Annotated in this window: 11 protein-coding genes; 5 read left to right on the forward strand and 6 right to left on the reverse strand. The window is 54.0% G+C overall.

Translation table 11 applies throughout. The features are described 5' to 3' along the window. Positions 1–84: 84 nt before the first annotated feature. Positions 85–2,322 carry a U32 family peptidase gene (locus P156_RS12785; RefSeq protein WP_081818465.1) on the reverse strand — a complete coding sequence of 746 codons (2,238 nt, stop codon included), beginning with the start codon at positions 2,320–2,322 and terminating at the stop codon, positions 85–87. A gap of 170 nt (positions 2,323–2,492) precedes the next feature. On the opposite strand from P156_RS12785, the gene P156_RS0105745 reads away from it, so the two are divergent. Next, positions 2,493–3,713 carry an argininosuccinate synthase gene (locus P156_RS0105745; RefSeq protein WP_027869309.1) on the forward strand — a complete coding sequence of 407 codons (1,221 nt, stop codon included), beginning with the start codon at positions 2,493–2,495 and terminating at the stop codon, positions 3,711–3,713. 78 nt (positions 3,714–3,791) lie between these two features. Here P156_RS0105745 and P156_RS11745 read toward each other — a convergent pair whose 3' ends face one another. The 4 genes from P156_RS11745 to P156_RS12790 are packed head-to-tail and all read right to left on the reverse strand — an operon-like array spanning position 3,792 to position 7,872. Continuing rightward, positions 3,792–5,639 (reverse strand): long-chain fatty acid--CoA ligase, encoded by a 1,848-nt coding sequence (locus P156_RS11745; RefSeq protein WP_051600705.1) that lies wholly within the window; start codon positions 5,637–5,639, stop codon positions 3,792–3,794. Positions 5,640–5,654: 15 nt separating this feature from the next. Then, a complete protein-coding gene (locus P156_RS11750) occupies positions 5,655–5,879 on the reverse strand; it encodes a hypothetical protein (protein WP_034802294.1) in 225 nt (74 codons plus the stop codon). Further along, entirely contained in the window at positions 5,876–7,417 is a 1,542-nt protein-coding gene (locus P156_RS0105760; protein ID WP_034802297.1) for a DNA methylase, read from the reverse strand. The genes P156_RS11750 and P156_RS0105760 overlap by 4 nt, the downstream gene beginning before the upstream one ends. Continuing rightward, on the reverse strand, positions 7,417–7,872 hold the full coding sequence (locus P156_RS12790; protein WP_051600707.1) for a PaaI family thioesterase: 456 nt from the start codon (positions 7,870–7,872) through the stop codon (positions 7,417–7,419). The genes P156_RS0105760 and P156_RS12790 overlap by 1 nt, the downstream gene beginning before the upstream one ends. A 73-nt stretch (positions 7,873–7,945) precedes the next feature. Here P156_RS12790 and P156_RS0105770 point away from each other — a divergent pair, with 73 nt between their 5' ends. The 4 genes from P156_RS0105770 to P156_RS0105785 all read left to right on the forward strand — a co-directional run bounded on the left by P156_RS0105770 (position 7,946) and on the right by P156_RS0105785 (position 11,888). Continuing rightward, the gene (locus tag P156_RS0105770; RefSeq protein WP_027869311.1) at positions 7,946–9,004 is read left to right on the forward strand and encodes a lysylphosphatidylglycerol synthase transmembrane domain-containing protein; all 1,059 of its coding nucleotides are present in this window, start codon (positions 7,946–7,948) and stop codon (positions 9,002–9,004) included. Between the two features lie 22 nt (positions 9,005–9,026). Further along, positions 9,027–9,728: a phosphatidylcholine/phosphatidylserine synthase gene (locus P156_RS0105775; RefSeq protein WP_027869312.1), complete on the forward strand. Its 702-nt coding sequence runs from the start codon at positions 9,027–9,029 to the stop codon at positions 9,726–9,728. A 95-nt stretch (positions 9,729–9,823) separates the two neighbouring features. After that, on the forward strand, positions 9,824–10,645 hold the full coding sequence (locus P156_RS0105780; RefSeq protein WP_034802300.1) for a phosphatidylserine decarboxylase: 822 nt from the start codon (positions 9,824–9,826) through the stop codon (positions 10,643–10,645). A gap of 40 nt (positions 10,646–10,685) precedes the next feature. Then, a complete protein-coding gene (locus P156_RS0105785) occupies positions 10,686–11,888 on the forward strand; it encodes a D-alanyl-D-alanine carboxypeptidase family protein (protein ID WP_027869314.1) in 1,203 nt (400 codons plus the stop codon). A gap of 68 nt (positions 11,889–11,956) precedes the next feature. Here the strand turns inward: P156_RS0105785 and P156_RS0105790 are convergent, their stop codons facing one another. Beyond that, complete coding sequence (locus tag P156_RS0105790) at positions 11,957–13,387, reverse strand: sodium:alanine symporter family protein (protein WP_051600708.1); 1,431 nt, start codon at positions 13,385–13,387, stop codon at positions 11,957–11,959. Positions 13,388–13,660: the final 273 nt, after the last annotated feature.

The raw sequence follows: 13,660 nt of genomic DNA on the forward strand, positions 1-13,660 counted from the left end.
CAAGAATAAAATCCATGCTAAAAGAGGCGGCCACAATCGGCCGCCTTTTGCATATCTTGCTTACGCTTACCAACTCTGATCAATTCATATTCCATATACCCTTCGCACACCGCTTCGGTACAGGTTTCCGCGCACGACAGCACACTCGCCCTCTTCGGGTACCAGCAACGTCTGGTCTGAATCCGGCCTCCGAAGGATACGAAGTGCCTCGTGTCTTTTCGCCAGAAGCCGTTCGCCATCCGGCGTATGCTGCAGTGTCATAAGTGGGACTTTCCCCGCTTCTCGGAAATCTACAGCTTCCAGACTGTCCACACAATGCTCCACCCCCAGGGAGGCCAGCGCCGCTTCTGCCTGACTATTGTACACGTTCAATCCGAAGTCGCCGTAAACCGGCACCCCAGCTTCGCGAAAGGGTGCGATCCACGAGAGATTCCCCACATAGACGCCTGTCTCCCGGCATGCTTCCACCACCTGATCAAAGTGTTCTTCCAACCAGTTCGATTCTTCTCCTCTGGTCACATTGGATATCCACGGGATTACTGTTTTCCCCTCACAAAGCTGGACATCCTTCTCCACGAAATACTTCACCGGCACCACCAGAACTTCCTTTTGGTCTTGCTTTCTGTACAAATCCTCGGGATCCGTTGTCCTCTCAACGTCTGGCAACTCCCAGAGATATCGCTCCGTAATCTGCCCTTCTCTTCTGGTTTCCATAGGCTGGTACCAACAGGTTGGTTTCAGCCGTCTCACTCGCAGCGCATCCTCCAGCACAGCCATTCCCTGCCTGCGCAGAGCATTCATCTCCGCCACGCGCAGACCTCCCAGAAAACGCCCTCGTATATCAACTTTGGTCACCGTAAACGCCGTTGCGCCGGTTTTTCGAAGGGCAGCAGCCAGCCGTTCCTCGTCCAGTTCCATATCACCGTGAAGAGCAGCAGGTACCTGAACCGTGCGCCCGCTCTCATGCTTCAGTACCAGTTCCAGATTCTCTCCCTTCCCGATCACACGGGCAGACACCCTGGTACGGCAGGCGGTAGGCTTTGTGCTATCGCCACTCAGCGAAAACCCTTGAAAAGTTCGTCGCACCGACACGAGCTGTGACTTGGAGAAGAGGCGATAGACCTTGTCCCCCGGATGTACCTCCCCATCGATGTCTCCGATCCGCCAGAGCGGCCCGCGTTTCTCCAGCCAGGTCACAAAGCAGCCTTCCACCGATCGCCCGCGGATCTCGATACTGTCCCCCTTCGCAAGGGGCTTGGACAAAGCCATGTCGACCAATGCCGTTCCCTTAATGCGGGCCTTCACCGTGCCGACGAAGATCCCCTGGTGCTTCGGGATATCTCCGGCCATGAGTTCCATCCCATCATTCCCTCGCAGATACCCATCCGTGAAGCCGCCCCGGTTGAATATCTGGGCCAACGCTTCTCTATCCTCTTCAGAAACGCGACAGTGACCGCTTCTATAGTAGTTGTCAATATACTTTCGGTAGATTGCCACTACTGTGCCAACATACTCAGGAGATTTCATGCGCCCTTCGATCTTCAACGAGCGGACACCGGCTTCGATCAACTCCCCCAGGTGGTCGATCAGACACTGATCCTTGGGACTCAGCGGATAGCGCACATTCCCCTGGCCTCCTACCGTCTCATAAGGAAGGCGACAGGGCTGAGCGCAGGCACCGCGGTTACCGCTCCGGCCACCGAAAAAACGGCTAAGTTGACACTGGCCAGAATAGCATACACAAAGCGCGCCGTGACAAAAGACTTCGATCTCTACGTCTGTTCCCTTACAAATCTGTCGAATCTCAGTCAGGGACAGCTCCCTCGCCAGCACGACCCGAGAAAACCCTAACCGGACAGCCGCCTCGACTCCACGCAGATCGTAAGTCGTCCCTTGCGTAGAAAAATGAAGCGGCAGATCTGGCATGAACTGATGAATGAGTTTCGCCAGCCCCAGATCCTGAATGATCAGCGCATCCACCCCTGCTGCGTACAGAAAAGCCGCGTACTTAAGCGCCTCCGGGAGCTCTTCCTCCCGGAGAAGCGTATTCAGTGTCACATGGACCGCGACCCCATGCTGATGGGCGTAGTCAATGGCTTGCTGCATAGTCTCGTCGTCAAAATTCCCGGCGTTCATCCTGGCATTGAACAGTCGTCCCCCCAGGTACACCGCATCCGCACCGTTTTCCACGGCAGCGATCAATTGCGTTACGCCGCCGGCTGGTGCCAGCAGCTCGATCCTTTGTTTACTCATGGTCTTATTATATAACGGCCTTGCAGGATGCGTCAACGCCAACGCTCCGCTCATTGTACTTTTATTCATACAATGTATAAAAAATGTGTGTTTTGTATCAAATTATACCATTATTTTTGAGAATATTTGGATTTTATCACAAAATCCCCTTGCCTCTTGCTTATTTATGTGATATAGTAGTTATGCACTTTAATATTTATTAATTTTTAGATTTTTTTATTCAGAAAGGAAGTCTGACCATGTCAAAAGAAAAGGTGATCCTTGCTTATTCCGGTGGACTCGATACCTCCGTCATCCTGAAATGGCTGATCAACGAGTATGACTATGAAGTTATCGCAGCCTGCTGCGATGCCGGACAGAGAGAAGACTTCGATGCCGTAGAGAAGAAAGCGATCGCTACCGGCGCATCGAAGGCCGTTACGATCGATATCAGAGAAGAATTCATCACAGATTATATCTACCCGACTCTGAAAGCAGGCGCCATCTACGAGGGAGACTACCTATTGGGCACCTCCATGGCAAGACCTCTGATGGCTCAGAAACTGGTGGAGCTGGCGCATGCGGAGGGTGCCTCTGCCCTGTGTCACGGTTGCACCGGCAAGGGAAATGACCAGGTTCGGTTTGAGACGTCCGCACATGCCATCGATCCTTCTCTGAAGATCATCGCCCCCTGGCGGTTCTGGGACTTCCAGTCCAGAGAGGATCTGATCGAGTACGCCTCCGCAAATGGCATTCCCATCGAACAGACCACCGAGAAGATCTACTCCAGGGATGAAAACATCTGGCATATCAGCCATGAAGGCGGGGAGCTTGAGGACCCCTGGAATCTCCACAAGGATACCATCCATGTTCTGTCCTGCACACCGGAGGAAGCGCCGGATGTGCCGACGTTCGTGGATATCACCTTCGAGAAAGGTGTGCCTGTCGCCATTGATGATCAGGCGATGGATCCCATCGCCCTCCTCACCAGGCTCAACGAGCTGGGCAGCCAGAACGGTGTCGGGACCATCGACATTATCGAGAACCGGCTGGTAGGGATGAAATCCAGAGGGGTCTATGAGACGCCGGGCGGCACCATCTTGTTTGCTGCCCATAGAGATCTAGAGAAACTGATTCTGGACCGAGACACCATGCAATACAAGTCCATCGTGGCCCAGAAGTTCGCCCAGCTCTGCTATGACGGACTCTGGTATACGCCTCTCCGTGAGGCTATCTCCGCTTTCGTGGATGTTACCCAGGAGAAGGTGACCGGCAAGGTGAAAATGAAACTCTACAAGGGCACTGCATGGCCTGTGGCCAGTCAGTCCCCCTACTCGCTCTACAACGAAGAGTTCGCCACTTTCAGTGCAGATGATGTCTATGATCAGAGCGATGCGGAAGGATTCATCAACCTCTTCTCCCTGCCCCTGAAAATCCGGGCACTGCAGAAAGGGTGTGTCAAAGGGGACGGTTCTTTTTGACACACTTCTATAATACGTAAAAAATGCACAAGAGGGGGCGCATCCCCCTCTTGTGCATTTTCTCCTCACGAAAGTGTGTCAAAAAGAACCGTCCCCTCTGACACACCCTCTGACACGCTCGTCAACATACATATTGTCCTGTCGTTTGATCTTCCTCGTGGTGGTCCGGACAAAGTCTTCTTTCCTTACGAACACCTTACGAATCCGCTTGTAGACAGCCAACTCCTGGTTTTTCTCCTTGATCAGCTCCGTCATAAAATCGCCAAGTTCTTCTTCCGATAGTTCTCTTTCGAACTTCTCCCGGAGTTCTTCCTTCTGGGGAAGAATCTGGATGCCCACCAGTTCCTCTCCGTTGTCGTTATAAGGAAAGACCATACAGTCTTCCACAAAGGGACTGGCACCGATCACTTCCTCGACCTCTTCCGGATACACGTTCTCGCCTGTCTTGGTGACGATCACGTTCTTGCAGCGCCCCGTCAGGAAGAGCCATCCGTCTTTCATGTAGCCCAGATCGCCGGTATGCAGCCAACCATCCTGGTCGATGACCTCCGCTGTCTCCTCCGGCATTTTATAATAGCCCATCGTTACGTTCGGTCCGCGGAACAACACCTCGCCGATGCCATCCTCATCCTTGTTGATGATCCGAAGTTCACCTGTATGCACCGGCACACCCACAGATCCCGCTTTCTGATAGCGTTCTTTTGGGGCGCTCATAGGCGTGCCCGAGATCAACGGAGTGCACTCCGTCATGCCGTAGCCCTGCAGGACGATGATGCCGAAATCCTCAAAAGCCCGGTTGATCTCAGGTGACAGCGCTGCCGCCCCGGTAATAACGATCCGAAGGTTTCCTCCCAGCTCATCGATGATCTGATGGAAAATCCGGCGGCTCACATTGATCCCCATGCGCCGCAACCTGCGGTTCAGCCTCATGATCCGTCCAAACATCTTCTCCTTGCCACCCTTGGCCACGCTCTTCTGGATACGCCCGTAGATCATCTCCAGCACCCTGGGCACCACGATGATCACCGTGTTATGCACCTCCTGCATATTCTTGGAGATGTACTTGAAGCCTTCGCAGAACGCTGTACTGGCCCCTCGATAGAGCACCAGCAGCATCCCCAGCGTACACTCATAGGTGTGATGGATAGGCAGCAGCGACAAAGTCTTATCCTCCGGAGTGATATAAGCGATCCGGCACACATCCATGATATTCATCGTAATGTTCCGGTGACAAAGCATGACTCCCTTTGGATTTCCTGTGGTTCCAGAGGTAAACAGGATCGCCGCCAGCGCGTCCGGATCGATCACAGTATCCACGTAATCCCTACGGCCCTCCGCCAGCAGCACCTCTCCTTCTGCCAAAAGCTCCCGCCAGGCCCATACCTGCACCGGTGGTTCACCTTCTTCCCGAAGCATATCCCGGTATTTTCCGATGTCATCGACTCCCGAGACCGGCTTCTGATCAACCTCCGCCCGGTCGCCGTAAAACTCCATGACCACCGCTTGCTTCACCGCCGGCAGACCCCGCAGCTTGCGAAACTCTTCCTTGGTACAAAAGATGGTATCACATTCCGCCGTTTCCATAAGGTTTCCCACCTCTGGTCCGGTCAGTTCCTTGTCAATTGGCACGACCACCCCTATGCCGTTTATCACCGCCAGATAGGTGGCGATCCACTCGTAGCAGTTCTGTCCCATGACCGCGACCGGCTTGCCGGCAAGGCCCATTGCCGATAGCTTTGTGCCCAGCGCGTTCACGTCATGCTGCAGCAGTGCGTAGCTGATGGGCCGATATGCTGCCCCGCGCTTTTCCTTCACCCAGAAGGCAGGACGATCCGCGTAGAGCTCTACGCTTCCTGCCAGCATGTCCTTCAGAGTGACCATCTCCCTGATATCAGTATACCAATAGTGATCGTATTGCTGTGCCATGTTCTCTCCTTCTCTTCAGTCTATATCGTCTTCAAACGGATCTTCTTCGATCTGCGAAAGCCGGCGCCCCTTCTCGTCATACTGATCAGCCTTTTGCTTTGCCGTCTTTTGAATGCTCTCCTCGTACCCTGTAAGCGCCGCAAAGGGAGCGAACTGCGCCGCTCGATTTTCAATGGACATCGGCTTGTGCTTTCGGGAAACAGGTCTGTCTCTGTAGATCAGGTCATCATACTCTGTCATGCCTTGTGCCCTCCGATGGTCTTGTTCCGTTCTATGGTAGTGGCGCCATCCTCCAGGTTGGTCCCCTTCAGGATGGCGTTCTTGCCGAATTTCTGTTGGATATCCAGAATCGCCTTCTGAACGTGGCGCTCCTGTTTCCTGCCTTCTGCCGCCTCCTTCTCTGCCCTCTCCCTGGCTGCGTAATCCGTAAAGAAATCCAGCTGTTCACCAGTCAGATCCGGTTCTGTTGCAGCAGGTGGCTCCGGCTGCACGTGGTTTGCCGTGATGTAGATACGGCGCACCAGAAGTGCCGGGTTCACGATGCGGTCAAACAGCGCCACAGCGCCCTCAACGATTTCTTTGGTAGAAGATGTCAGGCGTGGGAAGTTCGTCGTTCCATGGGCGTGTTTCGGCGTTTTACGGCCATAATAGTCTGTGGTCACAGGTCCATGGTAGCTGGCAGTGATCGCTGGATCCTTCAGGTTCTCGATGTCGTACATCACTGTCAGCACGATCTGATCTGTGACGAGCCCCTTTCTCACCAGATCCAGCACCAGCAGATCGATCATCTCCCTGAGAACGATCCTGGCGCTATGGACCTCGTAGGGATGGGCGAGGACCTGCCCGGAACCAAGACTGTTTGAGGCTGGCCGATAGGCTTTCACATCAGCGATGGTACAGGGCTCGTATCCCCATGCGTGATCGATGAGCAGCTCCGCATTCACACCGAACAGCCGGTACAGAAGATCCTCGTTGTAGAACTCTTCCGGCCGACCCACCGAGCAGCGAGCCACGTCCCCCATGGTGTAAATGCCCACCGCGGCCAGTCGTCTGGCATACCCCCGGCCGATACGCCAGAAATCCGTGATAGGCCGATGGCTCCAGAGCTGCTGCCGGTAGCTGATCTCATCCAATTCCGCCATGCGCAGGCCATCCTCGTCTGCCGGCTGATGCTTGGCATAGATATCCATGGCGATCTTGGCCAGATACAGGTTAGATCCGATCCCTACCGTAGCCGTGATCCCGGTTTCTGCCAGAACCTCGCCTACCATCCTCCGGGCCAGCTCCCGTGCAGTACATCCATAGGTCTTCAGGTAATCCGTTACGTCCATGAACACCTCATCGATGGAATACACATGGATGTCCTCCGGCGCCACGAACCGCAGATAGATATCGTAGATCTTGTTGCTGAACTCCATGTACAAAGCCATCCTGGGCGGCGCAGCGATGTAGCTGAGTTTCCTGGAAGGGTCCGCTCGCAGCTCATCGTCATCATAAGACTCCCCGCTGAAGGGCTTCCCTCCATTCTCAGCCTGCCGGACGGCGTTGATCTCCTTCACACGCTGGACCACCTCGAAAAGCCGGGCCCTTCCGGAGATATTCCATGCCTTCAGCGACGGAGACACCGCCAGGCAGATGGTCTTCTCTGTCCTGCTGGCATCCGCCACCACCAGATTGGTCTTCAACGGATCCAGCCCTCTCTCCCTGCACTCCACCGAGGCATAAAAAGATTTCAGGTCGATGGCAACGTAGACCCTCTTCTTCTTTCTCTCCACCATCAGTCTCTCAACCCCGGTGGCTTGTTATCAAACGCCATGAACGATGCCATGGAGGTTGCCATGAGCTTCCCCGTGTCCTCGTCGTAGATCTTCCCCATACAGCGGATCAGTGTACGCCCGATATGGGTGTAGTCCACATGGATGCGGAAATGAGTCCCTGCCATAGCCCGAATGAAGCTCATATGCAGGTCTGTGGTGGTCACATAGCAGCCGGTCAGAGCCACCGCTCCCATGCCGCTGCAGGTATCCGCCAGGGCACTGATGATTCCTCCATGGATACCCCCATACGGATTGCGGTGTGCTTCTGTTCCCTTGTAGCGAAACTCGATCCACGGTACATCCTCTCCGCAACAGTCCAACAGTTCCAGCCCCAGCTGACGATTGAACCTGCCCTCCTGCTCATTGCTCAATGCAAGCACTTTATATATATTCGACTTAAAAACAGATTTCTCCATATTTACCTCCTCTCATTATTGTACCACAAACGGCGTATTGCGAAAGAGTAATTTCTATGGTATTATTATCTGGATGAAAAAGGAAACCGAAGGACTGAAACTTAACAGAAAAATCCTCTGGGCTATCGTTTCCGCGGTCATCGCTGTCTGCACGATCTATACAGTCATCCAGGAATCCGGCGAGATCTCCCTCGCCTCCCTGTGGGCCATGATCCGTGGCGGCGACCCGTGTTTTCTTGTGCTAGCCATTCTTGGGATGTTCGGATATGTGTTCTTCGAAGGCGCAGCTCTGCGCTGTATCGTCAACCGAATAGAAGCAGGCGCTGGCATGACCCAGCTGCATGGCTTTCTCTACGCCGCTGCGGACGTCTACTTTTCTGCGATCACGCCCTCGGCCACAGGCGGACAACCCGCTTCCCTGTACTTCATGAAGAAAGACGGGCTGCCCTTCTACCTGAGCAGTGCAGCGCTGGTCCTGAACCTGGCCATGTATAACGCTGCCATCGTACTGATCGGAATAGTCTGCATGGTTTTGTGCCCGGGACTGTTCCTGCAGTTCAACCTGCCCTGCAAGGTCCTGATCCTCATCGGCTACGTGGCCCTGACCGGACTCATGGCAGGATTCCTTCTTCTTCTGCGCAAAGGCGACTGGATCAAGGCCATCGGTGGGGCTCTGATCCTCCTGTTTCATAAGCTGCATCTCCTCCGAAAGCCAGACCGGCTCATCCAACGGCTGGATCGGCTCGTGAAGAACTACGGCGAATGCGCCGCCCTCTTCCTGGGAGACAAAGCCCTGCTCCGGAACGCCTTCTTCTATAATCTGGCGCAACGGGCATGCCAGATCGCGGTTTCCTCCTGTATATTCGTATGTATCGGCGGAAACCCCGCAATGTTTTTCCAGATCTTCGCCTTGCAGAGTTTTGCGGTCATTGGGTCAAATTGCATTCCTATCCCTGGTGCCATGGGGGTCGTGGACTATCTGATGTTGTCCGGCTTCTCCATGCTCATGCCTCGCAACATGGCGGCACATCTGGAGCTTCTCAGTCGCGGTATCAGCTTCTACTTTTGCGTAGTCATCTGTCTGCTGATCATCGCCGGAGGCTATCTGCGCCGGCGAGCTTCTGAGACCTGAACCATACCTGAAGGAGTCATATATGATAGGTGTTTACAATTATACAGTAGTATTGACATATCTGTCACTGATCTCTGCCATCACAGGGATCTTTACATCTCTGCACGGCAACGGGCATCCGTTCCTCGGGGTCTTCTTCCTGATGATCTGTGGCTGTTGCGATGCCTTTGACGGCAAGGTGGCACGCACCAAGAAAAACCGTTCCGATCTGGAGAAGAACTATGGCATCCAGATCGATTCTCTGGCGGATATCGTCGCCTTCGGGGTCCTTCCCGCCTGTATCGGCGACTCCATGCTCTGGAATTACCCCAAGCTGGACGGGATCCCCCATCTGATCACAGACTGGGGCAAGGAATCCTGGATGACGGTTCTTATCCTGGCAGTGATCATCTTCTACGCCATGGCAGCACTGATCCGCCTGGCTTATTTCAACGTAACGGAGGAGGAACGCAGCCGAAAGGAAGGTGGAGTGCGCAAGTATTACGAAGGGCTGCCTGTCACCGGTGCCGCCCTGATCTTCCCTTTTGTCATGCTGCTCCAGTACATCATCGTCATCGATCTGACCCCTGTGTATTTCCTGGTCATGTTCATCGTCGGCGTGTGCTTCATCGTTCCCATAAAGATCCCCAAGCCTTCTTTCCGAATGGTTCTGGTCCTGGTTGCCATCGGCGCCATCGAGGCTTTCGTCTTGGGCTACTTCCACGACGCCATCAACGTCCTGTAGGATGGGCGCCGTTCACACCTTAGAATCAATCGCGGGCGCTTGCAGGCGCCCGCTTTCCACATCCCCGCGGCTGTGCCGCAGAAAGGATCTCTGTCATGGCTGATACTGGTCTGAAGTTTCTGTACGAAACCGTTCCTGGACGCCTCCTTCTGCGCGTCCTGACTACCCCCGGACTGTCTGCCGCCTGCGGTCGTTTTCTGGACGGCCCACTGTCCAGACGGTTGGTTCCCGGATTCATCCGGCGAAATCACATCGATATGGCAGACTACGAGCCAGGCCCCTTTCCTTCTTTTAATGCGTTTTTCTCCCGCCACCTTCGCGAGGCAGATCGGCGCCCCTTTGCTGCAGACCCATCGACACTGGCAGCCCCCTGCGATGGGCTACTGACTTGTATCCCCATCGAAGGAGAGACGATCCTGCCTGTCAAGCAATCCCACTATGATCTCTCCACTCTGTTGGATGATCCTGCCCTGGCGGCGGAGTTTTCCGGCGGAATGTGCCTGGTATACAGACTGTGTGTGGACAACTACCATCGGTATGCCTTCTTCGATGGCGGCACCTGTGTCTCCACTCGCAGGATCCCGGGGCGTCTTCACACGGTGCGTCCCATCGCCCTGCGAAACGTTCCCGTATTCACCGAAAACACCCGGGAATACGCAGTTCTGAACACAGAGAGGTTTGGACGTGCCATCCAGATGGAAGTCGGCGCCCTGCTGGTGGGAAAGATCGTCAACCACCCCATCACCCGATTCCAGCGCGGCCAGGAAAAAGGCTGTTTCCTCTATGGAGGATCCACCATCATAGTCCTTCTGCAAGCAGGCCGAGCTGTCATTGAGCCCCCCCTGATGGAAGCCTCCGCTGCTGGCAGGGAGACGCCCGTGCGTATGGGCCAGACAGTTGGACACGCAGTCCTGTAACGTTCGCTTTACCTGGCCGGAGGCGACACCGTTCAACCACATGAAAGGATATTGCACCATGATCATACGTAATCGTACACGTCGGGTCCTTCTGCTTCTGACTCTGGTCGTTTTGCTTTGTGCCACCGCAGCTCACGCGGATGCCGACACAAAGTCTTCTATCACGGGAGTCAATGGGAGCATCACCGAGAACTACAAACACACTGCCTCGGACACCGTCACCATCTCTCCCGCCTATGGGCGACCAGTGGAGCTTTATCTCTACGACGAGGACAACAGGCAGTGGCTCCTGAAGAAGACCTTCCTCACATCGAACGACCAGCAATCCAAGGTGACGATCAAGTACCCGGACAACTGGAAGGCTCACGCGGAATCCAGGTGGAAGATCCTGGTCCCCGCCGCGGACGCTTCCAACTCAGGCAATCTGACACCGGCAGAAGCTGCAGAGACCACCACCACGTTGCACAACAAGTTTCTGAGTTGCAAGACCGCGGTGGCTATGCCAGCCGCTTCCGGTGAGATCCTTTACGATTTCAAGATGGACAAGAAGCGCAAGGTCGCCTCTCTGACCAAGCTGATGACGGCTGTCCTTCTGGTCGAAAACAAGAAGCTCTCCTCCAAGGTCAAGATCAGGAAATCCTCCATCAAGGAGGTCCGTCCATGGCAATACGGGTTCAAGCCCAAGGACTCCATGAGCGCAAAAAAAGCGCTCTATGCCATGATGCTGGTCAGCGCCAACGAGGTAGCAGATGGCGCAGGCAAGGCTGTCTCCGGTTCCCGGAAGGCGTTCGTCCGAAAGATGAACCGACGCGCCCGCGCGCTTGGAATGTACCGGACAGAATACAAGAACGCACATGGTCTGGATGTAGGAAAAAAGCAAAGGAGCGGCAACTATTCCACGGCCTATGATCAAGCGCTCCTGGCCAGGTTTATCATGACGAATGGCCGCATGGCACCTGTACGCAAGGCCATGAAAAAGAAAAGCAAAACAATCAAGACCCGGAAGGGCCGCTACGCCCTCACTACTACCAACGAGCTCCTGGGGCAGAAAGGGTGCATCGGCATGAAAACGGGCACGGAAAAACGGGCAGGCTATTGTTTCGCCGGGGCCTTTCACTACAAGGGAAAGACCTACATCACTGTAGTTCTTGGCGCTGGCTCAGAATCCGCCCGTTGGTCCAACACTCGCAAGCTGTTCGACTATGTAAAATACGCCGTAGATCACAGGATCACGGCGTACTGATCGACAACAGAAATCGGAATCAAAGACCCCGTATTCTCGATGTGAGGATACGGGGTCTATTGCTGTCGTTATCTCCAGAAATCGGTTTTTTCTTTCAGCCCGATATCGGTTGCATGGAACTCCGGATTCTTTCCTTCCTCCTTCTGCTTCTGATAATCTCTCAAACACTTGATGGCGATACCTCCAAGGATCAGGATAGACGGTACGTTAGTGACTACCATCAGAGCCTGCATCAAATCCGCAGTATGCCATACAAGACCGGCACTTGCGACAGCCCCTACGAACACCAGAGCGGTGGCAGCCAGTCGGAACACCAGAAGTCCAGTCGGGCTTGCTTCTCTATTCAGGATGAACCGCAGACAGCCCTCGCAGTAGGAGTAGTTACCGATCAGCGTGGTAAAGGCGAACATAGACATAGCCACTGCCAGGAATACCGGACCGAACCCTCCCAAGGTGGAGCCGATGGAACTCTGTACATAGCCTGCCGCATCTGCCGTACCATCCGCGTTCAGGAAATCCTTAGGCACTACGTTGGTGCACAGGCACATCAGGGCGGTAGCAGAACAGATCAGCAATGTATCGATGAACACGGACAGCATCTGCACCAGACCCTGCTTGACCGGATGAGATACATCCGCAGTAGCCGCCGCATTCGGAGCGGAACCCATACCAGCCTCATTGGAGTACAGGCCTCTCTTGATACCGTACATGATACAGGAACCGGCGAATCCACCGAAGATCGCCTTGAAATCAAAGGCACTCTTGAAGATAAGCACGAACATGTGCGGAATATTTGTGATGTTCAGAATCAGTACCAGCACAGCTATCAGCACGTACATTACACCCATAACAGGCACCATGACGCCGGTAACATGCACCAGTCTCCTGGCACCACCGATAACGATGATACCGAACAGCACCGCCAGAATGATGCCGATGATCGCTGGTGTGGTACCTTCCTTGTAGAAACTGAACACCGCGAACGTAGACTGTAGGTTATACGCCGCCAGCATATTGTATCCAACCGCATACGTCAGGATGATGAAGATGGAAAACAGCACACCCAGCCATCTCTGGCCCAGCGCATCTCTCATGTAGTAGGCCGGTCCACCGTAGCTGGATCCGTCCGGGTTCTTTCTCTTGTAGACCTGCGCCAATGTGGACTCCACGAACGCTGTAGCACCACCGATGAAAGCGGTCACCCACATCCAGAAGATCGCCCCGGGACCACCACTCACAATGGCTGTGGCTACACCAATGATGTTTCCGGTTCCGACACGGGATGCCGTGGAAACCATCAGAGCTCCAAAGGAACTGATACCGTTCTCATTCTTCGGTTTTTCCATGACCACCCGGATGCTTTCCCGGAAAAACTTCACCTGCATAAGACCGCTTCTGCCGGTAAAATAAAGCCCGCCTGCTAACAGCAGCAGTGGAACGAACCATGGCTGGTAAAGGAAATCGCCGATCTTTAGGATCACACTATCGATTGCCTGCATAACAAAACCTCCGTTAACTTTTCAAAATAAATATAACGTGATAAAACCGAATACAATTTTAACACAATTTGTACCGTTTGTCTACTAGGTTCACTGGATGCGTGTAAACACGCCAACCGTTTCCAAAAATCAATATTACTCGGTTCTTGTTCCCATTTTGCTTCATAATGGTTACCTGGATACCAAAAAACGTTTTTCAAAGGAAAACAGTATCCCAAGGCCTTTTGCTACGTACATAGGAGACAGAAACGCCGTTTTTTTAAATTTAGGCAA

This window comes from Eubacterium sp. AB3007, assembly GCF_000688015.1.
Taxonomy (GTDB): domain Bacteria; phylum Bacillota; class Clostridia; order Peptostreptococcales; family Anaerovoracaceae; genus Aminicella.